Consider the following 20,328-nt stretch of genomic DNA (forward strand, 5'->3'; position numbering starts at 1 on the left):
GCGTCAGCGGGCGAAGTCCAGGACGACCTTGATCTCCTCGGCCGCGGGCCGGTACGCCTGGGCGTAGTCGGTCACCGGCAGCCGGCGGGTGATCAGCCGGTTCAGCCAGTCCCCGTCGGCCTTCGCCAGCCCCGTCGCGGCCTGTTCCCAGTGCCGCCGGTTGGCGTTGACCGAACCGAAGACGACGTTGTTCTCCAGCACCAGGTCGCGGCTGAGCAGGCCCGCGTCGAGCCGCAGGCGGTACGGGCCGGTGGAGACCCCCGCGAGGCAGACGATCCCACTGGGCCCGGCCTTGAACATCACGTCAACCACGACCGCCGGTGCGCCTGTGCACTCGATCACCACGTCCGGCACCAGGTCCAGTTCGCCGATGTCGCCGGCGTGGTAGGTGGCGCCGAGGGCGCGTACCAGCTCGGGTTTCGGTCCGTGGTCGACGCGGTCGAGCACGTGCACGTCCAGGCCGCGCTGGGTCGCCAGCATGGCGGCGAGCAGACCGACCGGGCCGGCGCCGGTGATCAGCGCGATCCGCGGTTGCCACACGCTGCGGCTGCCGATGCGTTCGACGTGGTCCCAGGCCTTCGCGACCACGCTGGTCGGCTCCAGCAGCACCCCGGTCTCGCCGAGGGCCGGTTCGAGCCGGACGGTGTACTCGGGGCGCAGCCGCCAGCGGTCCCGGGCGAACCCGTGGAGCTCCTTGATGCCGTGCTCGGTGTAGCGGCCGTTGCGGCACATGTCCCACTCGTCGACCGCGCAGCTCGGGCAGGGCTCCGGGTCCGGTTCGCGCACGATCCCGGCGACCAGGTCGCCGGGCTTGAAGGTCCCACTGCTGTCGGTCACCACCCGGCCCAGGGACTCGTGCCCCAGGACCAGCCGCGGCGCGTCCGGCGGGGCGGTGCCGTAGTCGCCGTCGACGATCTCCTGGTCGGTGCCGCAGATGCCGACCGACACGGCCTCGACGAGGACCGGCCCCTCCTGCTCGGCGGGTTCGGGCCAGTCGTCTTCCAGGCGCAGCGAGTTCGGGGTACCGGGGATCACGGTGACGGCGCGCACGCTGGCCATTGTCGTCCGGCCGTTGGCCGCCTGCAGCGGAAACGGCCCATCGCCGCCGGGGTGTCGCACCGCAGCGGGCCGGGTGGTGCCGCCGGCTCCGGCCCGGGATGCGCCGCCGCCCGCGATCCGGCGGCGGGGCGGCTCGGGCGCACGATGCTGTCCGGGCGCAACCCGCTGGTCATAGGATCGCGGCATGACTCCCGAAGAGGTCGGCAACCGGCTGGCCACGCTGCTCGCCGATCCCGACGCCGATGCCGGGCCGGTGGCCGAGGCCCCGGCCGGGCCGGTTGCCGGGGTCTCGGGTGGGCAGGAGCACGCCCGGGCCACTGTCGACGTACCGCCGGCGCGGTGGCGGGACGCGCTGCTGGCGGCCCGGGACGACACCGAGCTGGCCTGCGACTTCTTCGACTGGCTCTCCGCCGTCGACGAGCTCGCCGACGGCTTCGACGTGATCGCCCACCTCTGGTCGACCACGAAACGCCACGGCGTGCTGATCCGGACCCGGGTGCCGCGCGACCAGCCGCGGGTCGCCTCGGTGGTCGACGTCTACGCGGGCGCCGCCTGGCACGAGCGGGAGACGTACGAGATGTTCGGCATCTCCTTCGCCGGCCACGACGACCTGCGGCCGCTGCTGCTGCCGCCCGGTTTCGAGGGGCATCCGCTGCGCAAGGACTTCGTCCTCGCCTCCCGGGTGGCCAAGCCGTGGCCGGGCGCCAAGGAACCGGGCGAGTCCGAAGCGGGCGGCGGACGCCGGCCGATCAGGCCGCCGGGTGTGCCCGCGCCGGGGGAGTGGGGAACCGCGCCGACCCCGGCGGGTGCCGGCGGCGTCGGCGAAGGACCGCGCGGCGGCGCCCCGGCCCGGCCGGCCCGTCCTCCCCGGACCCCCGGCGCGGCCCGTCCCGCCCGCCCCGAGCGGGCCGTGGGTGAGGCGCCGCCTCCCGGCCCCGACGGGCCCTCCGGGGCCCCCGACGGCGGGGGCGCCTGATGCCGCTCTGGCTGGAACTCGCCCTCCGCGTCGGCGCCGTGCTCGTCGCCTTCCTGGTGCTGCCGCTGCTCGTCGGTCAGACCGAGCACAAGGTGATGGCGCACATGCAGGGCCGGCTCGGCCCGATGTACGCCGGCGGGTACCACGGCTGGGCGCAGCTCGTCGCCGACGGAATCAAGTTCGTGCAGAAGGAGGACGTCGTCCCGCGCGACGCCGACCGTACGGTCTTCCGGCTCGCCCCGGTGGTCGCCCTGGTGCCCTACCTGCTGGCGCTGCTGGTGATTCCGCTCGGCCCCGGTGACCTGGTCGGGCAGCCGCTGGACGTGGGGCTCTTCTTCGTGCTGGCCGTGGTCGGCGTCGGGGTGCTCGCGGTGCTGATGTCGGCCTGGGCCTCGGCCAACAAGTACAGCCTCCTCGGCGGCCTGCGCGGCGCGGCCCAGCTGCTCGGCTACGAACTGCCGCTGGTGCTGGCGGCGGCGAGCGTGGCGATGGCCGCCGGGACGCTGAGCCTGCCCGGGATCGTGCAGGCCTGGCAGCCGTGGTGGCTGATCTGGCAGGCGCCCGCGCTGGTGATCTTCTTCATCGCCGGGGTGGCCGAGATCCGCCGGCCTCCCTTCGACATGCCGGTGGCCGACTCGGAGCTGGTCGCCGGCTACATGACCGAGTACACCGGCCTGCGCTTCGCCTTCCTGCTGCTCGCCGAGTACGTCGGGATCGTGGTGATCGCCGCGTTGACGACAGTGCTCTTCCTCGGTGGCTGGCAGGGGCCCTTCGGCGACGAGTACCTGGGCTGGCTCTGGACGCTGCTGAAGGTCTTCGCCGTCGCCTTCGTGATCATCTGGATGCGGGTGACATTCCCGCGGCTGCGCGAGGACCAGCTCCAGCGGCTCTGCTGGCTGGTGCTGGTGCCGGTGGCCCTCGGGCAGCTGGTGCTCACCGCCGGCGTCAAGGTCGCACTCGGCTAGATCCGGTCTCGAAACAGGGGGTGGTCGCGTGCGGCAGGCGCACAGGGCAGGATGGACGCCATGAGCATGCCCGGAGAGGGTCTGGCGAAGGGGTTGGCGGTCACCCTCAAGACGTTGACCAAGCGGACCACCACGCAGCAGTACCCGGACGTCGAGCCGGAGCTGCCGCCGCGCTCCCGCGGCGTGATCGCGCTGCGGGAGGAGAACTGCACGGTCTGCATGCTCTGCGCCCGCGAGTGTCCCGACTGGTGCATCTACATCGACTCCCACAAGGAGGAGATGCAGGTCCCCGGCGCCGCCCGCGCCCGGCAGCGCAACGTGCTGGACAAGTTCGACATCGACTTTTCGCTCTGCATGTACTGCGGCATCTGCGTCGAGGTCTGCCCCTTCGACGCCCTCTACTGGTCGCCGGAGTTCGAGTACGCCGAGTACGACCTCAAGGACCTGCTGCACGACAAGGAACACCTCGGCGAGTGGATGGCCACCGTCCCGCCGCCGCCCGCGCACGACCGGCACGGTGAGCCCTCCAAGGAGGAGAACACCGCCGCCCGCAAGGCCGCCCAGCCGCCGGCGCCGAAGACGCCGCCGGTGGCCGGGGAGCCCCGGTGACCGCTGCGGACGTACTGCTGCTGGCCCTGGGGGCGGTGGCGGTCGGCGCCGCGACGCTGGTGGTGACCACCCGGCATCTGGTGCGGGCCGGGCTCTACCTGGTGCTCTGCCTGGGGGCGGTGGCCGGGCTCTTCCTGGTGCTCACCGCCGAACTCGTCGCCTGGGTGCAGGTGCTGATCTACGTCGGTGCGGTGGTGGTGCTGCTGCTCTTCGCGGTGATGCTGACCCGCGCCCCGATCGGCGCCTCCGACGACCTCGACCGTCCCGGCTGGCCCGCCGCCGTTATCGGCGGTGGCGTGGGCCTCGGGCTGGCCGCCCTGCTCATCGACGCGTTCCGCTGGACCAAGGTCGAGCTCCCCGAGCCCGGTACGGCCGAGGCGCTCGGCACCGAGATCTTCCGCTCCTGGGTGCTCCCCTTCGAACTCCTCTCGGTGCTGCTGCTGGCCGCGCTAGTCGGCGCGATCGTGCTGGCCCGGCCCGAGATCGGCCGCCGCCGATGAGACCCGTCATTCCGTACGTCGTCGCGGCGCTCCTGTTCGGCCTCGGCGTCTACGGCGTCCTGCGCCGGCGCAACGCGGTGCTGGTGCTGATGTCGGTGGAGCTGATGCTCAACGCGGTCAACCTGATCCTGGTCACCGCCGACACCACGGCCCGCGCCGCGCTGCCGCACGGCGGGCAGGTCTTCGCCCTCTTCGTGATCGTGCTCGCCGCCGCCGAGATCGGCGTCGGGCTGGCGATCGTGCTGCAGCTCTACCGGTTGCGGGCCACCGTCGACACCGACGACGTACCGCTCGACGGCGGGCAGGAACGGCCACAGGGGGGTGTCGCGTGAGCGGGGTGGCTGCGCTCGGCTGGCTGCTGCCGGGGATTCCCTTCGCCGCCGCGCTGCTCGGGCTGGCGCTGACCCTGCTGTCGGAGAACGCCGGCCGGACCGCACGCCGGGTGGCGATCGGTCTGGGTGTGACCGGGGCGGCCGGTGCGCTCGCCGCGGCGGTGGCGCTGCTGGTCACGCTCGACGCGCCCGCCGAGTCCTCCCGGCCCTGGATCGACTTCGGTGGGCTGGCAGTCAGCCTGACCGTCCGGCTCGACGGCACGGTGGCCCTGGTCGCGGTGGCGGTCGCGGCGGTGGCGCTCGCCGTGCAGGTCTACTCGACCGCGTACCTCGGCCCGGGCTCCGACGACGACCCGGACGCCGACCGGCGCTACCTGCCGTACGCGGCGCAGATCAGCCTCTTCACCGCGGCGATGCTGCTGGTGGTGGTCTCGGGTGACCTGATCCTGCTGCTGATCGGGTGGGAGGTGATGGGCATCTGCTCGTACCTGCTCATCGCCCACGACCGGCGGCTGCCGGGCGCGCCCGCGGCGGCGATGAAGGCGTTCCTGGTGACCCGGGCCGGTGACATCGGCTTCATCCTCGGGGTGGCGCTGCTCGGTCTGGGCGCGGGGAGCTTCCGCATCGCCGACGTGCTCGCCCACGACTACTCCGCGGGCACGCTCACCGCGGCGACGCTGCTGCTGCTGGCCGGGGTGGCGGGCAAGAGCGCCCAGTTCCCGCTGCATTCATGGCTGCCGGATGCGATGGCCGGCCCGACGCCCATCTCGGCGCTGATCCACGCCGCGACGATGGTGGCGGCCGGGGTCTACGTGGTGGCCCGGCTCTACCCGCTCTTCGCCGCCGCGCCGGTGACGCTGACGGTGCTCGGCCTGCTGGCGGTGATCACCCTCCTCGGTGGTGCGCTCGCCGCCACCGCCCAGGATGACATCAAACGGGTACTTGCCTGGTCGACGGTCTCCCAGGTCGGGTTCATGGCCGGGGCGCTGGCGGTCGGCTCGCCGCCGGCGGCGCTGTTCCACCTGCTCAGCCACGCCGCCTTCAAGGCGCTGCTCTTCCTGGCCGCCGGCGCGGTCATCCACGCGGTCGGCACGGCCTCGATGTCGGCGATGGGTGGCCTGCGCCGGGGCATGCCGGTGACCTTCTGGTGCACCACGATCGGCCTGGCGGCGCTCGCGGGGCTGCCGCCGCTTTCGGGGTTCTGGAGCAAGGACGGCATCCTCGCCGCCGCCTGGGACACCGCCCGCCACGGCGGCGGCGAAACCCCGGCCTGGCTGGCCTGGCTGGTCTGGCTCGCCGGCCTGGTCACGGTCGCGATCACCGCCTGGTACGCCACCCGGCTGCTGTTGCGCGCCTTCGCCGGCGACTCCCGGACCGCAGACCTGCACCCGCACGACCCGCCGGCGGCGATGCGGGTGCCGCTGCTGGTGCTGGCGGTCCCGGCGGCGCTGCTGGGCCTGCTCGGCTTCTGGCCGGCCTTCGCCGACCGGCTCGGCGGCTCGACGGCGGCGCTGGCCGGCGACGGGACGGTCGGCGAGAACACCGAGGTCATCCACCTCGGACCGGAGCTGGCCCTGCCGGTGCTGCTGCTGGTGCTCGGCGCCGGACTTGCCTGGTGGCGCTGGCGGCGGCAGCCCGCCGCCGACCCGGCGGCGGCGCTCGGCCCGCTGCGTCCCGCCTTCGCCAACGCCTTCTGGTTCGACACGCTGCAGAACGCCCTCGTGGTCCGCCCGGTCCGGGCGCTGGCCCGCCTCGCCCGCCGCGGCGACGAAGGCATCGTCGACGGCGCGGTCGAGGGGACAGGCCGGGCGACCCTGGCGCTCGGCGGCGGGCTGGCCGCCCTGCACCGCGCGGCGCTGCCCCGGGCCCTGGCGACCGCCCTGGCCGGGGTGCTGCTGATCGGTCTCGCCACCGTGCTGATCCTGGGAGGCGCACGATGACGGCAGGCACGATCACCGCCGGCGGCTGGCTGCTGATCGCCGTGCTGGCCGTCCCCGCGCTCGGCGCGGCGGCGGTGGCGCTGCTCCCGGCCCACCTCGACCGGGCCGCCCGTGCACTCGGCACCGGCGTCGCCGCGCTCACCCTGGTGCTCGCCGCCGCGCTCTACCGCAGCGGCGGCGACTGGAGCGCGTACGCGCCGCACGACGCCGGACCGCCGGCCATCCTGCCCTGGCACGAGCTGGACCTGCCCTGGGTGCCGAGCGTCGGGTTGAGCTTCCACCTCGGCGTGGACGGGATCTCGTACCCGCTGGTGGTGCTCACCGCGCTGCTGACGCTGCTCTGCTGCGCGTACACGCTCTGGCGCACGCCCGACGGGCGGCCGGGGCGGACGCTGGTGGCGCTGCTGCTGGTGGTGGAGGTCGGCATCCTCGGGGTCTTCCTCGCCCTGGACCTGGTCCTCTTCTTCGTCTTCTTCGAGGTCGTCCTCCTGCCGATGTACGCGATCATCGTCGGCTGGGGCGGCGAGCGACGGCGGCACGCGGCCGCGAAGTTCGCCCTCTACACGCTGGCCGGCTCGGTGCTGCTGCTGGTCGGGGTCTTCGTGGTGGTCGCCGCCGCCGGCACCGCGGACCTCGTCGCCCTCACCGGTGGTGCGGGTCTGAGCCGCGGCACCCAGCTGTTCGCCTTCACCCTGCTGGCGCTCGCCTTCGCGGTGAAGAGCCCACTCTGGCCGCTGCACTCCTGGCTGCCCGACGCCCACACCCAGGCCCCCACCGTCGGCAGCGTCATCCTCGCCGGAGTGCTGCTCAAGATGGGCACGTACGGCCTGATCCGGGTCGGGCTCGGGGTGGCGCCGGAGGGGGCGCGCTGGGCGGCGCCGGTGCTCGGCGCCCTCGCCGTCGCGGCGATTGGAGTCGGGGCGCTGGTCTGCCTGGCCCAGTCGGAGCTGAAACGGCTGATCGCCTACTCCAGCGTCAGCCACATGGGATTCGTGCTGCTCGGCATCGCCACCCTCACCGCCACCGGCGTGCAGGCCGCGCTGATCGGCAACATCGCCCACGGGGTGGTGACCGGACTGCTCTTCTTCCTCGCCGGGGCCATCAAGGACCGCGAGCACACGGGCCTCCTCGCCGAGCTGGGCGGACTGCGGGACACCGCGCCCCGGCTCGCCGGGCTGCTCGGTTTCGCCGCCATCGCCTCGCTGGGGCTGCCGGGGCTGGCCGGGTTCTGGGGCGAGATCTTCGCCGTCGTCGCCGCGCTGCGCGTCGGCGGCCCCTTCTGGACCGTCCTGGCCGTCCTCGCCGCGATCGGCGGGGCGCTGACCGCGGCGTACCTGCTCCGGCTGCTGCGGCAGGTGACCCACGGCAGCCCGGCGCCGGCCCGGCCCGATCCGGCGGCGCAACCTCGGCCCGGGACGCCGGCGGCGTTGCTGCGGCCGGCCGGTCCGTCCCTCGCCGGGGTCGAGCTGATCACCTGGGCGCCGCTGGTGCTGCTGGCGCTGGCGATCGGCCTGGTGCCGACCCTGGTGCTCGGCATGGCCCAGGATCCGGTCGCGGCCCTGATCGAGGTGATCCGGTGAGCCTGGTCCAGGTGATCGACCACGCGGCGATGCTGCCGGCGTACGTGGCGGTGGTGACCGCCGTGGCGGTGCTGCTGGCGGATCTGCTCGTCGCCCGCTGGGGCGCCACCGCCGCCACCGCCGCCGTCGGGGCCCTCGCCACCGCCGGTACGGCGATCTGGGTGGGCCGCGGCGGCGACCGCGCCACCTTCTGCGTCGAGACCGGCTGCTCGTACGTCTTCGGCGACCGCGCCGCCCTGGTGGCGCTCCTCTTCGGCCTGCTCACCTGCGGGGTGCTGGCGCTGTCGGTGCCGTTGCTGCGGGACGCGGCCGTGCCGGCGGGGGAGTACTGCTTCCTGCTCGCCTGCTCGATGACCGGCGGGGTGCTCCTCGGCGCGGCCGGTGACCTGATCACCCTGATCGTGGCGCTGGAGACGCTGACCCTGCCGATCTACGTGCTGGTCGCCTCCCGGCGGGAGAGCCGCGCCGGGGCAGAGGCGGCGCTGACCTTCTTCGTGGTGAGCGTGGTCGCCACCGCCGTCACCCTCCTCGGGGCGGCGCTGCTCTACGCCGCCACCGGCGCGCTGCACCTGACCCGGCTCGCCGAGGTCTTCGCCGCCGACGGCGACGATCTGACGGCAGTGCCGCTGGTGCCGGCCGCCGTGGCGCTGGTGCTGCTCGGACTCGCGTTCAAGGTCGCGGCGGTGCCGATGCACGCCTGGGCGCCCAAGACGTACGACGGGGCGCCGGTCCCGGTGGCGGCGTACCTGTCGACCGCCTCCAAGCTCGGCGGGGTCGTGGCGCTCCTCGCGGTCGCCGGTCCGGCGCTGGCGTCCGTGGCGGATTCCGGCGTGTCGGCCGGTTCCGTGCTGCCGGCCGAGGTGACCGGGCCGGTGCTGGCGATCGTGGCCGTGCTCACCATGACCGTCGGCAACCTGGTCGCGCTGCGGCAGCGCCGCATGATCCGGCTGCTTGCCTGGTCGTCGGTGGCCCAGGCCGGGTACGTCCTCGCCCCCCTCGGGGCGCTGGCGCTCGCGGCCGGGCGCACCCCGTCGGCGCAGGCCGCCGCGGTCGGGGCCGCGCTGGCGTACGTGGTCTTCTTCGTGCTGCTGGAACTGGTCGTCTACGCCTCGGTGGTGGCGCTGCGCCCGGCTGGCGCCGACGGCGGCGCACTCGACGCGTACCGGGGTGCGGGACGGCGGCAGCCGCTGATCGGCGCGGCCCTGGTGCTGGGGCTGGTCGGGCTGGCCGGACTGCCGCCCGGGCTGGCGGGACTCTTCGCCAAGGTCGGCGTGGTGCGGTCGCTGCTGGCCGGGGAAGCGGCCTGGCTGGCGCTGGTGGTGGCGGTGAACGCGGTGATCGGCCTCGCCTACTACCTGCGGGTCGCCGCCCTCCTCTACGCCCCCGCCGAGCCGGGGTTGGACCGGGCCGACGCGGATCGGGCCGGGCTCGCGGCGGGTCCGGCCGAGGTGGCCGGGGTGCGGCCCTCGCGGGTGGTGCTGGTGGCGCTGGTGGTGGCCGTGGCGGTGGCGGTGGTCGCGGGCTTCGCCCCGCAGCTCGTCTTCGACGCCACCGCCCTGCACTGAGCCGCGCCGCACTCCGCCCGGCACCGCAGGTGTCCCGGGTCGCGTCCGCGTGGCCGTTTCGCTGCGCCTGCCACACCTGCACTGCGCCTGCACTGCGCTGACCTGCGGGAACTCTCAGTGATTTCTCAGCGGTGAAGCGGATGGTTGTGGGGTACCCGGGTGTTGTACGGGTCAGCGGGCCGTGCCGGCCCGTGCATCGAAGGAGTGATCGTGCACAGCCACCGAAACGGTCTCAAGACCGCCGCGCTGCTGGGGCTGCTCACCGCGTTGATCCTCGCCGTGGGCTACTGGTTCGGCGGCAGCAGCGGTCTCGTCATCGCCGTTGTCATCTCGCTGGTGATGAACGGCGTCACCTACTTCTACTCCGACAAGATCGCGCTGCGCTCGATGAAGGCGCAGCCTGTCACCGAGGCGCAGTTCCCCGAGCTGTACCGGATGGTGCGGGAGCTGGCGACGCAGGCCGGGCAGCCGATGCCGCGGCTCTACGTCAGCCCCACCATGCAGCCGAACGCCTTCGCGACGGGCCGCAACCCGGCCAACGCGGCGGTCTGCGTCACCCAGGGCATCACGCAGATCCTGGACTACCGGGAGCTGCGAGGCGTGATCGGCCACGAGCTCTCGCACGTCTACAACCGCGACATCCTGATCTCCAGCGTCGCTGCGGGGCTGGCCGGCATCATCACGATGCTGGCGAACCTGCTCTGGTTCATCCCGATGGGTGGCGGTGACCGCGACCGCAACCCGCTGGTCGTCATCCTGACGATGATCCTCGGCCCGATCGCGGCGAGCGTGATCCAGCTCGCGATCAGCCGCAACCGGGAGTACCAGGCGGACGCCTCCGGCGCCGGGCTCACCGGCGACCCGCTCGCCCTGGCGAGCGCCCTGCGCAAGATCCAGGCCGGCGCGCAGCGGCTGCCACTGCCGGCCGAGGGGCAGCTCACCACGACCGCCCACCTGATGATCGCCAACCCGTTCCGCGGCGGTGGCGCGGCGAAACTCTTCGCCACCCACCCGCCGATGGAGGACCGGGTGCGCCGCCTCGAGGAGATGGCCCGCAACAGCGGCCCGATCCAGTACCGCCGCTGACACCCGTACGCCCGCACCGTCCCGCAGCCCGTGGCCCGACGCCGCGGGCTGCGGCCGTGTGCCCGGTACGCCGGCCCGGGGCGCCGCGGAGGGCGGCGGGTGGTGATGTTGCTGACCACGCCCCCGTTATCCGGTTGCCGTCGGTGACGGCGGCGCTAACGTCACAGGGTTCGGTCGAGTAGTCGTGAGGGAGAGTCTGTGACGGGCCTGCGTCAGTACCTGGGGTTGTGGCATCTGCCGGGGGCGCCCGCGCTGCTGATCGCCAGCATCGTCGGCCGCCTCGGGATGGGTATGACCTCCCTGGCGTTGCTGCTGGTGATCGAGGCGATGACCGGCCGCTACTCGGTGGCCGCGACCGCCGGCGCCGTCTACGCCGTCGCCGGCGCCGCGATCAGTCCGGTCGTGGGGCGGCTCGCCGACCGGGTCGGCCCGGTGAAGGTGCTGATGGTGACGGCCGTGACGCATCCGATCGCGCTGATCTGGCTGCTGCTGGCCAGCCGCGGCGGCGCCGACAACCTGCCGATGGTCTTCGTTGCCTGCGCGGTGGCGGGCGCGTCGTTCCCGCCGTTGACGGCCGCCGTCCGCAACGCCTGGAACGAGCTCACCAGCCCCGCCTCCGGCCGGTACAACCTGCGCAACACCGCTCTGGCCGCCGAGACCACCCTCTTCGAGGTGGTTTTCGTGGTCGGCCCGCTGGTGGTGGCCGGTTTCATCGTCTTCGCCGACGCCGCGGCGGCCCTGATCGGCGTGGCGCTGGCGACGCTGGTCGGCACCATCGCCGTGGCGCTCAGCCCGGCGATGCGCGGCTGGCGTCCGCACCCGAAGGACTCGCGTACCCGAGGGCTCGGGCCGCTGCGGCTGACCGGCTTCCCGGCGCTGCTGCTCTGCGTGGCAGGGCTCGGCATCGCCTTCGGGGTCTCCGGCGTGGCGGTGCCGGCGTTCAGCGGCGACCACGCCACCGGCAAGGAAGCCGAGACCCTGGCGGGGATCCTGCTGGCCGTCTGGGGTGTGGGTAGCGCGACCGGCGGGCTCTGGTTCGGCACCCGCCGCCCGGCGGAGAACCTCAGCCGCCAGTTCGGGCTGCTGCTCGCGGGTGTGGGGGCCAGCTTCCTGGTCTTCGCGCTGCTGCCGAACCCGGTGGCGCTCGGGATCGCGCTGGTCATCGGCGGCGCGCTGATCGCCCCCGCGCTGACGCTGGAGAACATGATGGTCGGCCGGATCGCACCGCCGAGCATGATGAACGAGGCGTACACCTGGGTGGTGACCATGGCGATCGGCTCGGCGGCGGCCGGCGGCGCGCTCGCCGGGCTGATCGTCGACCACTTCGGGGTGGGCTGGGCGTTCGTCTTCGCGGCGCTTGCGGTCGGGGTCGCGGCGGTCACCGCCGGCCGCCCCGGCGGCTCGATCGCCCGCGCCGACACCGAGTCGCGGGTACGCGCCGAAACCGGCGCCACCCTCGCCGCCGCCGGCCACTGACGCCTGGCGCCCGCCGCGTGACGGTGGTGCCTGCGGTCCGGTGATCGCCTGCGGTGGGGACCGGGGCGATCACCGGTGCGGTCTCGGTCAGTTCGTGACCAGGTCGGCGAGGCCGATCATCTCGGCGGCGGTGGGCGGGCTCTTCACCGCGCCGCCGACGAGGACGAAGTTGATCTGGTAGTACGCCGAGACGTACGACATCGTGTTCGTGATCCCGCCGTCGAGCTTGAACATGTACGCCTCGCGTCCATCGAGCAGCGCGTCCTCGACGTAGTTCGCGCCGTGCATCCGCTGTGCGATATCCCGCTGCATGGGGAAGTCGTCCGGGGCGTCGAACTGCCTGCTGTACGAGACGTTGACGCCGTCAACGAGCTCGGTGCTGTGGTACCAGGCGCACTCGGTCTGGTCGGGCTCGGTGACGGTTTCCTTCTCCTCCAGCGCGTAGCCCTGGAGCCGTCCGCCGATCAGGGCGGCGATCTGGTCGCAGTTGGGGAAGGTGGCGGGGCCGGCGGTGGGCGCGGCGGTCTCCTCCGGTGCCGCGGCGGCCGGGGAGTCAACGCCGACGGGCGTTTCGGCCTCGGCCGTGGAGCAGGCGGTGAGCAGGGCGATCGCCGCGGCGATCGGGAGGACGCGCGTTGCCAATTTGATCATGAAGTGGATTGTGGCCGAGCCGCGCAACCACTGTGGACGCGCGGGCGGCCGGTACCACGGGCTGTTCAGACGGTCGGCAGTGCCGCCCGCTGGGTCTCATCCGTCGCGGCGCGCTGCTTGAGCCGGGGCTTGATCACGCGCTGGACGGTGAACGTGGCGAGAAGCGCGGCGGCGGTGGAGGCGGCGGCGAGCTTCCAGTTGATTCGGCGCATGCCGTCATTCTGCGCCGTCCCGCCGCCGCGCCCAAACATCCCATGCGGGCGTTTCCCCTGGTGAACGCGCCCGTACGTCTCCTCGGCCGGCCTGCCGGCCGTGCGGGAACTACCGGTAGTTGGTGAACTGCAGCGCGACGTCGAGGTCGGCGCCCTTGAGGAGGGTGATGACGGCCTGCAGGTCGTCCTTCTTCTTGCCGGTGACGCGGAGCTGGTCGCCCTGGATCTGCGCCTGCACGCCCTTGGGGCCCTCGTCGCGGATCTTCTTGCTGATCGCCTTGGCCTTCTCCTGGTCGATCCCCTGGACGATCTTGCAGTCGATCTTGAAAATCTTGCCGGAGGCCTTCGGATCGCCGGCGTCCAGCGACTTCAACGAGATGTTCCGCTTGATCAGCTTCTCCTTGAAGACGTCCAGCGCGGCACGAACCCGCTCCTCGGTCTCGGCCTTCAGGCTGATCGCCTCCTCGCCGGCCCACGAGATCTCCGCACCCGTGCCCCGGAAGTCGAAGCGCGTGCCGAGTTCCTTCTCCGTCTGATGCAGCGCGTTGTCGACCTCCTGACGGTCGACCTTGCTGACGATGTCGAACGACGGATTCGCGGCCATACGGGTTTCCTCCTGCTGTCTGACCTGCTGGGTGATGTGTCCCCACCGCCCGGATCCGGGCGGCTCGACCAACCGACCGTACCCGGTTGCGCCGGTGGCGGGTGCAACCGCTATCCTTGCTTCCGCTGCCACGTACGACGTGGTGGCACGCCCTGGCGGGTTGCCCGAGCGGCCAATGGGAGCGGACTGTAAATCCGTCGCGAAAGCTACAGAGGTTCGAATCCTCTACCCGCCACCAGGCAACAGTAAGGCCCCTGAACTGCGGAAACGTAGATCGGGGGCCTTTTTGTCGTGGTGTGGAGACCTCGCCTGTCCGAGCCGGTGGGCGCTGGCGAGGTCAGGAGCGACGGAGGCGTCGTTTGCGCCGCCGCCGGCGGGCTCGCCTACGTCCGGTCTCGGAAGTTTCACGAGGTTGGCGAGGACGGCGTACCCGGGGCTTCGCTGCCACTGGTCGCCCAGCGAACATGCAGGCCACGGCGGTCATGGTGAAGGCCAGAAGCCAGATGAACGCGGCCGACCCGGCGTTGACGTCGGCGGGCAGGCGCGGATCGACCAGGCCTTCCGGGTCCCGTATCACCGTGACCCGTGCGCCGACCTGGCCTTCGGGGTTGTCGCTCGCACCGATTTCCGCGCCCGGCCACATGCCCAGCTCGCCGGCGATGGGTGTCCCCTCCGGATCGGCCAGCCTGTAGTAGAGGTGGCGCCCGTCCTCAGTGCCCTCGCGTACCTGCGTCACGGTGGCCTCGATCCGCTCGCCGCGCGTCTCGAGGACGGCGGTGTAGAAGGCCATGGCGCTGGCGAAGATGAGCAGCGCGGAGAAGAGCCATGCCAGGGACAGCAGGCCCATGCGGGGAGGTTCTTCGGGTGTGGTCAGGAGCCCCGCCGCTATCAAGGCGAGGCACCACAGGGCCGTGCCCGGTATGGCCGCGATATCGGCCCGGATCCAGGTGGTCGCGACCAGCGCGCCGGCGAGCGCCGACACGATGGTCAAGGCGACCAGATACTCCGTACCGAGCTGGTTCGCCAGCCGGAAACCACGAATCGACACGAGTCGAAGGCTAGAGTGCTGGTGCAATTCTGCGCGGTGGGCGAGATCCGGCTCGTGTGCCGCTCGGCTGGCGCGATGATCTGAGGTCGGCGGCGACCTCTACCCCTCTCGGCCTGACTCGGCGGCGACGCGGTCCAGCCACTCCAGCGTCAGCGCGTCGAAGAGTGCCGGCTGTTCGATCTGGAGGTTGTGCCCGGCCACGTCGAGCACGGCGTAGGTCGCCCGCGGATAGTGCGGCAGCAGCGCGAACTGCTCGACATAGCCGGCGCTGTCGTCCTGCCGGCCGGTGAGGATGAGGCTGGGCCGGTCGAACTGCCCGTCGCCCTCCGGCGGATGCTCGGCGAGCTCCCAGCGTTCCTTGATACGGGCCATCGCGGCGGTGTCGGCAAGGTCGAGACCGGCCAGGATCTCGTCGCGGAACCGCCGCAAGGTGTCGAGGGTCTGCACGACCGCGCCGTCCGCGAATTCCTGGGCGAGGCGGTCGTCGTCGAGGGAGTCGAGCAGTTCCGGGTCGGGACGCAGCACCTGGCGCTCGGGGACGGTCCGCTCGGCCTTCTCCAGGTTGTTGCCGGCCGGGCAGATCAAGGCCAGACCGAGCACCTGCTGGGCGCGGGCACGGACGAGCCCGCGGGAAAGGTAACCACCGTAGGACTCGCCGATGAGCAGGAACGGCTCGTCGCCGATCGTGTCGTCGACGAAGTCCTGGAGTGCGTCGAGCACGTCGTCGGAGCTCGCGATGGAGGAGGGAGCCGGCGACTTGCCCATGCCGGGCAGGTCCGGGTACAGCCGCCGGTAGCCGGGGCGCTTGGCGAAGACCGGCTCCAGGCAGCCGAGCATCAGGCGGTGGTCGGGCGTCCAGCCGTGCAACGCCAGCACCGGAGTGCCTGAACCCAGTTCGACGAAGTTCAGCGTCACGGACGTGCGTTCGGGCATCGTTGGTCCTCACTGGTCTCGGGGCGCGGCAGCGCCTCGGCATCCTGCCGTCGGGCACCGACATGTTTCAATCCCGGTCGGCCGCGCCGACGGCGGCCGCGTGCACCGGTCAGGGCGCCGCGAGTTCGCGCAGGGCCCGGACATAACGATCAGTGAGCAGCTTCTGGACCCGGCGGGCCACCGGGGCGCCGAGCCGGGCCATCGCCGAAGCGGGACGCGAGAACGCCGTGATGGCGAAGCGGACATCTCCGTCGGGTTCGAGCCGCACGACAAAGGACTCCTCGCCTCGTACGGGGTGACCGGGAAGCGTCCCGTAGGCGAAGCCCCGGCGGTCCGGCTCATCGACGGTGTACACGACGCAGCAGGGAACCGGGGATGTGACCGGGCCGAGTCCCCACCGAAGGACCGCGACCGCGTCACGGGACTGCGGTCGGCTGGGACGCCGTCACCGACATCCCCGAATCGCGGTGCATCCGCCAGCCGAGCAGACCCTCGGCGGCTCTTTCGAAGACGACCCGGCCTTTGCCGAGCAGCACGTCACGGTGAACGTGGTGGTAGCCGGCCGGCAGGACCGCTCGGGTGGCGCCCTGCTCGGCGTAGGTGACCTTCGCCGTCACCAGCGAACGCAGCCGCTGTTCGTCACTGCCCGATGTCATCATGCTCGAACTCTAGGTGTAGGGGATTGACGACGTATGTCGATCTAGTGGATGCTACGTCCGACGTAGTAGAGGAGGTGCTGTGGTCGGCCTGTCCAGTCTCGGGCGGTTCTCCGAGCCGGCGGTCCTCGTGATGATCAGCCTGGCGGACGGCCCCGCGCACGGGTACGCAATCCAGAACGACATCGCCGCGCTCACCGACGATCGCCCAGGGCCGGGCACCCTCTACGGCGCGATCCGCCGCCTGGAGGAGCACGGCCTCATCGAGGCGCTGCCCGCCGAGGAGCGCCGCAAGCCGTACCGGCTGACCCCGAGTGGCCATGAGGCCCTCGGTGTGGAGCTGCGGCGGATGCGCGCGCTGGCGCACCGCGGCCTGACGCGACTGGGGATGGCCTGATGACCACGCCGGGACGCGTAGCGCGAGTGTTGCTGGCGATGTATCCGCCGGCGATCCGGGACCGCTACGGCGACGAGATCGCCGACCTGCTGGCCCGGTCGTCCCGTCCCGTACGCGATCTCGCCGACGTGGCCTGGTGCGCGCTCATCGAACAGGGGTCTCTGATGTCGCTGCCACAGATGCGGGCCCGGTTGCCGCAGGTCGCGAAGCTGCTGGCCGTCGCACCGCTGCTCACAATGGCGCTGCTCGGGGCCACCATGGCCGGCATGTTCACGGCGGCCGCGATCGATCACAGCCTCGTCGAGGCGGGGATGGCCATCGCGGTCGTACCGGTCGCGGTCGCGGCGGTCTGGCTCGGCCGGCGGGTGAGCGGCACGGCGGCGACGGGCGGCCGGCGCCTCTGTGTCCCCGCGCTGCTCGCGGTCAGCATCCTCGCCATGTCGTCGGTGCCGGGGCCCGGCGAGACGTTCGGTGAGAACCGCTCCGGCGTCGCGCTCACCCTCGCGATCTGGTGGCTGCTGCTGACCGGGCTTGTCTTCGGCGTCCGGCGGCTCGCCGCGACGGCGACCGCGCCCGTGACGGTCCTGGTCGCGGTCCTGGCCGGGTTCGCTCTTCTCGGGCTCGCCTTCACCGCGTACGGCAGTGCCGTGACCCACGCCAACACCGACCTCGCCGCCCACCTCTGGTACGCGGGCGCGCTCACCACGTACGACTTCGGTCTGCCCGGGGCGGCGATGGAGCTGTCGGAGGAGACGAAGCTCCTGCCCGCGCTCCTGACCGCCTGCACCGCCTTCAGCCTGGCCGTGGCCGGCGCCACCGGGCAGACCAGCCGGATCCCCGTGACCACCCCGCGGGGGAGCGTCGTCACGGCGTGAGCCGGCACCGACCGACGCGAGTCCACAGAGCCGGAGCGCAGCCGCGTAACGCGCCGGCGCCGGCCCACGCGGCCCGGCTCAGTCGAGACAGAACTCGTTGCCCTCGACGTCCTGCATCACCAGGCACGACTCGTTTTCCTCGTCGGCGGGTAGCAGCCGTACGCGTGTCGCGCCGAGCGGGACAAGCCGGGCACACTCGGCCTCCAGCGCCGCCAACCGCTCCTCACCCACCAGCCCGGTGCCGGCCCGTACATCGAGATGCAGCCGGTTCTTGACGACCTTCCCCTCCGGCACCCGCTGGAAGTAGAACCGTGGGCTCCTGCCGGTGGGGTCTGTGCAGGCGAACCACGAGCCGCGCTCCTCCGGCGGCAGCGAGCGCTGATAGTCGTCCCAGGTGGCGAACCCCTCCGGCGTCGGCGGGGGGACGTACCCCAGCGCCGCACACCAGAAGCGGCCCACGCGCTCGGGATCCGCGCAGTCGAAGGTCACCTGAAACTCTTTGACAGCAGTCATCCGTCCACCTTAGAGATCAGAGCCCTCGGCCGATGACTCGTTTTCCTCCGCTCGGCACGGCCGAAGCCCGGGCGAGGTTGTCAGCGCCGGCGCGGCGTGGTCGCGGACCGCGGAGAGCCGGCGTCCGTACGGATTCGGCGCTTGATGCGCAGCGTCAGCCCGGACTCGCGCTGCGGCGGTGGGCTCGGGTCGGCCACCTCCAGCCGGATCTCCTGGAGCAGCAGCTCGATCCGCCCGATGCACTCGGCGCTGAGCGCCTCCAGCTTCTCCGCCCGGGCGGCGATGTCGGCGTTGTCGGTCACGGTCCTCGGATCCCAGGTCAGCGTCGGCTTCTCCGGGTTCTGCTCCGGGATGTCGGGGTTCTTCACCACCTGCCAGCGCAGATCCTTGGCGGTACGCCGCACCGAGGTCGTCTTCTTCTCGATGAGCCCGATCAGCCGGTCCATCCGCCGGGTGCCGGTCATCGCGATCTTCGCCCGGAGGGCGGCGTCGAAGCTGCTGATCTGCTCCAGCGCCAGCAGGTCGTTGAGGTTGAGGGCCGTCACCGCGGCCGAGCGCTGCTCGTACGGGTCGCCGTGGTTCTCCAGGCAGAGCCGCACCTCGGTGGCCCAGTGGGCCAGATCGGTCATCCACTCGACCCGGTGATTTCCGATCTTGTCCATCCGGGCCTGGCGCTTCTTCCACCGCTCCATACCGGTCGTCGCCGTGACGTTCACGGCCGCGACGAACCCGGTGACGCCCACCGACGCCATAGCCACCCAGTGTTCCGGTTTCACCATCGTCCATTCGCCTGACCGATCCGGGTCGCGCCGGATGCGCCTGCCTGCGCAGCGCCACGTGATCTTCCACCTCGCGGGGCGGAAAGGCTAGATTGACGACTGTGCGCGACCCGCTCACCCTCGCCGTGGCCCAGCCGCCCACCGCTCCGTACGACGTGGGCCGCAACGCGCTGGCCCACGCCGCCGCGGTCCGGGCCGCCGCCGCCCGCGTCGTGGTCTTTCCGGAGCTCTCCCTGACCGGGTACGAACTGGACGCCTCCGCCATCACCCCCGGCGACCCGCGGTTGGCCCCGATCCTCGACGCCTGCGCCGAGACCGGTACGACCGCACTGGTCGGCGCACCGGTGCAGGGGGAGCGGGGTCGGCCGTACATCGCGATGCTCGCCGTCGACGACGGCGGGGCGAGGGTCGCGTACCGGAAGATGCATCTCGGCGGCGACGAACCGGACCGGTACGCCCCCGGGGCGGCCCCCGCAGTGCTGGAGGTGGCCGGCTGGCGGCTCGGCCTGGCCATCTGCAGGGATACCGGCATCGGCGAGCACGCGGCCGAGACGGTGGCGCTCGGCGTCGACGCCTATGTCGCCGGCACGGTGAAGCTGCCGCAAGAAAGCGCGCTGCAGGACAGCCGGGCCGAGCGGGTCGCCGTCGAGCAGCGGATCTGGGTGGCGGTGGCGAGCTTCGCCGGTGCCACCGGTGGCGGCTTCGCCCCGGCGGCGGGGTGCTCCGGGATCTGGGCGCCCGGTGGCCGGCTGGTGGCCCGGGCCGGCACCGAGCCCGGCGACCTCGTCCGCGCTGAGCTGCGCTGACCAGCCGACCAGCCGAAACGCGGGAACGGCCGCCCCGGTCACGAGGCGGCCGTTCGCGAGCAGCAGGTCAGCGGCCGGTGTCGCCCTGGCCGGTGCGCTGCTGCGCCATGTCGACACCCTTGTCGATCTGGCTGCCGTACTTGTTCTGCGTGCGTCGGTCGGCCTGGTCGCCGGCCTTCTCGATGCCCTGGTCGACCTGCTTGTCGTGCTTGTCGACGAGGTCCTTCGCCTTCTTCATGAAGTCACCCATGGCACACCTCCCTCTTCACCACCTGGGGTTCCCGGCAGGGCCGAGGGCAAACAGCGACCACCCGTTCGGCGATGGCTGCTCGGCTGAACGCCGGTCGACGAAAGAATGACGCGCATGCGCCGTATTGCGTCGATTAAGAACTAAGCGTCTTTTCTCGCCTGGCGGCACGGCCCTGCGCGGCCCGCGTCGTCGGTCCACTGCCGCGACCAGCACAATTGGCGGATGAACGCCGAGCCAAGGTCATGTCAGGACCGGCCCGTCCTCTTCCGACAGTAGTCGGAGATCGGACCCGGGATCCTTTTGCCACTTCTTGTGGTGTGGCACGATCGGCCCATCTCTCGTCGCGATCCCGCCCACCCATCAATAGGAGCAGACATGTCTCGTCTCACCCGGATCCTCACCTCCGTCTCCCTGGCGGCCGTGGCGCTCGCGGTCGTCGGCGGCGCCGTCCTCGGCGACGTCTCCCTGCTCGACTGGTCCTGGCAGTAGCAGGCGCCCGCGGCCCTGCCGCGGGTG

General features: G+C 72.2%; 23 protein-coding genes, 1 tRNA gene and 1 pseudogene. 14 read left to right on the forward strand and 11 right to left on the reverse strand.

Annotation, left to right across the window (positions count from 1 at the left end; all coding sequences use genetic code 11):
• Positions 1 to 3 precede the first annotated feature (3 nt).
• Positions 4 to 1,050, reverse strand: a complete 1,047-nt coding sequence (locus ACK8GG_RS12815) for a glucose 1-dehydrogenase (protein WP_440356393.1) — start codon at positions 1,048 to 1,050, stop codon at positions 4 to 6.
• 193 nt (positions 1,051 to 1,243) lie between these two features.
• Between ACK8GG_RS12815 and ACK8GG_RS12820 the strand changes: the two genes are divergently transcribed.
• The 10 genes from ACK8GG_RS12820 (at position 1,244) to ACK8GG_RS12865 (ending at position 12,088) form a co-directional block, all read left to right on the forward strand.
• On the forward strand, positions 1,244 to 2,035 hold the full coding sequence (locus tag ACK8GG_RS12820; RefSeq protein WP_440356394.1) for an NADH-quinone oxidoreductase subunit C: 792 nt from the start codon (positions 1,244 to 1,246) through the stop codon (positions 2,033 to 2,035).
• Positions 2,035 to 3,000 carry an NADH-quinone oxidoreductase subunit NuoH gene (gene nuoH / locus ACK8GG_RS12825; RefSeq protein ID WP_440352488.1) on the forward strand — a complete coding sequence of 322 codons (966 nt, stop codon included), beginning with the start codon at positions 2,035 to 2,037 and terminating at the stop codon, positions 2,998 to 3,000. The genes ACK8GG_RS12820 and nuoH overlap by 1 nt, the downstream gene beginning before the upstream one ends.
• A 60-nt stretch (positions 3,001 to 3,060) precedes the next feature.
• On the forward strand, positions 3,061 to 3,609 hold the full coding sequence (locus ACK8GG_RS12830; RefSeq protein ID WP_440356395.1) for a 4Fe-4S binding protein: 549 nt from the start codon (positions 3,061 to 3,063) through the stop codon (positions 3,607 to 3,609).
• The gene (locus ACK8GG_RS12835) at positions 3,606 to 4,109 is read left to right on the forward strand and encodes an NADH-quinone oxidoreductase subunit J family protein (RefSeq protein ID WP_440352490.1); all 504 of its coding nucleotides are present in this window, start codon (positions 3,606 to 3,608) and stop codon (positions 4,107 to 4,109) included. Before ACK8GG_RS12830 ends, ACK8GG_RS12835 begins: the two co-directional genes overlap by 4 nt.
• Complete coding sequence (gene nuoK / locus ACK8GG_RS12840; RefSeq protein WP_440352491.1) at positions 4,106 to 4,441, forward strand: NADH-quinone oxidoreductase subunit NuoK; 336 nt, start codon at positions 4,106 to 4,108, stop codon at positions 4,439 to 4,441. The genes ACK8GG_RS12835 and nuoK overlap by 4 nt, the downstream gene beginning before the upstream one ends.
• Entirely contained in the window at positions 4,438 to 6,381 is a 1,944-nt protein-coding gene (locus ACK8GG_RS12845) for an NADH-quinone oxidoreductase subunit 5 family protein (protein WP_440356396.1), read from the forward strand. Before nuoK ends, ACK8GG_RS12845 begins: the two co-directional genes overlap by 4 nt.
• Positions 6,378 to 7,961 carry a complex I subunit 4 family protein gene (locus ACK8GG_RS12850; RefSeq protein WP_440356397.1) on the forward strand — a complete coding sequence of 528 codons (1,584 nt, stop codon included), beginning with the start codon at positions 6,378 to 6,380 and terminating at the stop codon, positions 7,959 to 7,961. Before ACK8GG_RS12845 ends, ACK8GG_RS12850 begins: the two co-directional genes overlap by 4 nt.
• Complete coding sequence (locus ACK8GG_RS12855; protein ID WP_440356398.1) at positions 7,958 to 9,526, forward strand: NADH-quinone oxidoreductase subunit N; 1,569 nt, start codon at positions 7,958 to 7,960, stop codon at positions 9,524 to 9,526. The genes ACK8GG_RS12850 and ACK8GG_RS12855 overlap by 4 nt, the downstream gene beginning before the upstream one ends.
• Before the next feature lie 210 nt (positions 9,527 to 9,736).
• Positions 9,737 to 10,612: a zinc metalloprotease HtpX gene (htpX, locus tag ACK8GG_RS12860; protein WP_440349538.1), complete on the forward strand. Its 876-nt coding sequence runs from the start codon at positions 9,737 to 9,739 to the stop codon at positions 10,610 to 10,612.
• A 198-nt stretch (positions 10,613 to 10,810) separates the two neighbouring features.
• The gene (locus ACK8GG_RS12865; protein WP_440356399.1) at positions 10,811 to 12,088 is read left to right on the forward strand and encodes an MFS transporter; all 1,278 of its coding nucleotides are present in this window, start codon (positions 10,811 to 10,813) and stop codon (positions 12,086 to 12,088) included.
• Positions 12,089 to 12,175: 87 nt separating this feature from the next.
• On the opposite strand, the gene ACK8GG_RS12870 is transcribed toward ACK8GG_RS12865, so the two are convergent.
• The 3 genes from ACK8GG_RS12870 to ACK8GG_RS12880 all read right to left on the reverse strand — a co-directional run bounded on the left by ACK8GG_RS12870 (position 12,176) and on the right by ACK8GG_RS12880 (position 13,555).
• A complete protein-coding gene (locus ACK8GG_RS12870; protein ID WP_440356400.1) occupies positions 12,176 to 12,739 on the reverse strand; it encodes a hypothetical protein in 564 nt (187 codons plus the stop codon).
• Between the two features lie 65 nt (positions 12,740 to 12,804).
• Positions 12,805 to 12,951, reverse strand: a complete 147-nt coding sequence (locus ACK8GG_RS12875) for a hypothetical protein (protein WP_440349541.1) — start codon at positions 12,949 to 12,951, stop codon at positions 12,805 to 12,807.
• A 109-nt stretch (positions 12,952 to 13,060) separates the two neighbouring features.
• Complete coding sequence (locus ACK8GG_RS12880; RefSeq protein WP_440349542.1) at positions 13,061 to 13,555, reverse strand: YajQ family cyclic di-GMP-binding protein; 495 nt, start codon at positions 13,553 to 13,555, stop codon at positions 13,061 to 13,063.
• A gap of 154 nt (positions 13,556 to 13,709) precedes the next feature.
• Between ACK8GG_RS12880 and ACK8GG_RS12885 the strand changes: the two genes are divergently transcribed.
• Positions 13,710 to 13,793, forward strand: a tRNA-Tyr gene (locus ACK8GG_RS12885).
• Positions 13,794 to 13,892: 99 nt separating this feature from the next.
• On the opposite strand, the gene ACK8GG_RS12890 is transcribed toward ACK8GG_RS12885, so the two are convergent.
• From ACK8GG_RS12890 to ACK8GG_RS12905, 4 genes and pseudogenes are all read right to left on the reverse strand, one after another.
• Complete coding sequence (locus ACK8GG_RS12890; RefSeq protein ID WP_440356401.1) at positions 13,893 to 14,603, reverse strand: hypothetical protein; 711 nt, start codon at positions 14,601 to 14,603, stop codon at positions 13,893 to 13,895.
• A gap of 99 nt (positions 14,604 to 14,702) precedes the next feature.
• The gene (locus ACK8GG_RS12895) at positions 14,703 to 15,536 is read right to left on the reverse strand and encodes an alpha/beta fold hydrolase (protein ID WP_440356402.1); all 834 of its coding nucleotides are present in this window, start codon (positions 15,534 to 15,536) and stop codon (positions 14,703 to 14,705) included.
• Between the two features lie 109 nt (positions 15,537 to 15,645).
• Positions 15,646 to 15,897 (reverse strand): annotated as a pseudogene (locus ACK8GG_RS12900) (DUF1990 domain-containing protein); the annotation flags it as partial.
• 55 nt (positions 15,898 to 15,952) lie between these two features.
• Complete coding sequence (locus ACK8GG_RS12905) at positions 15,953 to 16,195, reverse strand: DUF1990 family protein (RefSeq protein ID WP_440356403.1); 243 nt, start codon at positions 16,193 to 16,195, stop codon at positions 15,953 to 15,955.
• A 79-nt stretch (positions 16,196 to 16,274) separates the two neighbouring features.
• Between ACK8GG_RS12905 and ACK8GG_RS12910 the strand changes: the two genes are divergently transcribed.
• Entirely contained in the window at positions 16,275 to 16,589 is a 315-nt protein-coding gene (locus ACK8GG_RS12910; protein WP_440356404.1) for a PadR family transcriptional regulator, read from the forward strand.
• Positions 16,589 to 17,464: a hypothetical protein gene (locus ACK8GG_RS12915; protein WP_440356405.1), complete on the forward strand. Its 876-nt coding sequence runs from the start codon at positions 16,589 to 16,591 to the stop codon at positions 17,462 to 17,464. The genes ACK8GG_RS12910 and ACK8GG_RS12915 overlap by 1 nt, the downstream gene beginning before the upstream one ends.
• 78 nt (positions 17,465 to 17,542) lie before the next feature.
• Here ACK8GG_RS12915 and ACK8GG_RS12920 read toward each other — a convergent pair whose 3' ends face one another.
• Positions 17,543 to 17,977, reverse strand: coding sequence for a VOC family protein (locus ACK8GG_RS12920; RefSeq protein ID WP_440349548.1), 435 nt, complete (start codon positions 17,975 to 17,977; stop codon positions 17,543 to 17,545).
• 80 nt (positions 17,978 to 18,057) lie between these two features.
• The gene (locus ACK8GG_RS12925) at positions 18,058 to 18,729 is read right to left on the reverse strand and encodes a hypothetical protein (protein WP_440352508.1); all 672 of its coding nucleotides are present in this window, start codon (positions 18,727 to 18,729) and stop codon (positions 18,058 to 18,060) included.
• Positions 18,730 to 18,857: 128 nt separating this feature from the next.
• Here ACK8GG_RS12925 and ACK8GG_RS12930 point away from each other — a divergent pair, with 128 nt between their 5' ends.
• Positions 18,858 to 19,562: a carbon-nitrogen hydrolase family protein gene (locus ACK8GG_RS12930; RefSeq protein WP_440356406.1), complete on the forward strand. Its 705-nt coding sequence runs from the start codon at positions 18,858 to 18,860 to the stop codon at positions 19,560 to 19,562.
• Positions 19,563 to 19,629: 67 nt separating this feature from the next.
• Here the strand turns inward: ACK8GG_RS12930 and ACK8GG_RS12935 are convergent, their stop codons facing one another.
• Positions 19,630 to 19,812 (reverse strand): antitoxin, encoded by a 183-nt coding sequence (locus ACK8GG_RS12935; protein WP_440356407.1) that lies wholly within the window; start codon positions 19,810 to 19,812, stop codon positions 19,630 to 19,632.
• Between the last annotated feature and the right edge of the window lie 516 nt (positions 19,813 to 20,328).

Origin of the sequence: Melissospora conviva (genome assembly GCF_049523535.1) — a bacterium.
Taxonomy (GTDB): domain Bacteria; phylum Actinomycetota; class Actinomycetes; order Mycobacteriales; family Micromonosporaceae; genus Melissospora; species Melissospora conviva.